Source organism: Psychrobacter sp. 16-MNA-CIBAN-0192 (genome assembly GCF_040309565.1).
Classification (GTDB): Bacteria; Pseudomonadota; Gammaproteobacteria; order Pseudomonadales; family Moraxellaceae; genus Psychrobacter.
Map to the genome: position 1 here is coordinate 1 of NZ_JBEOOX010000537.1, position 250 is coordinate 250.

Genomic DNA, 250 nt, shown 5'->3' on the forward strand with positions numbered 1-250 from the left:
GCCAATATCACCAGCAGTGTAAGCATCATCATGACGTAACTTACGGTCAGCGGTGTAACGGTTAATCATCGAATCCATGTTGCCAGCGGTTACCCCAAAAAATAGATTTGGGCGACCTAGCTGCATAAAGTCTTCTTTGTTTGACCAATCAGGCTGCGAAATAATACCCACACGGTAACCTTGGGCTTCTAACATTCGCCCAATCACCGCCATACCAAAACTTGGGTGATCAACATACGCGTCGCCAGTC

The 250-nt window shown here is 47.2% G+C and carries 1 protein-coding gene; it reads right to left on the reverse strand.

The features are described from left to right. Positions 1-250, reverse strand: a 250-nt coding sequence (locus AAEY78_RS14285; RefSeq protein ID WP_502943788.1) for a YgiQ N-terminal domain-containing protein, incomplete at both ends; no start/stop codon positions are given.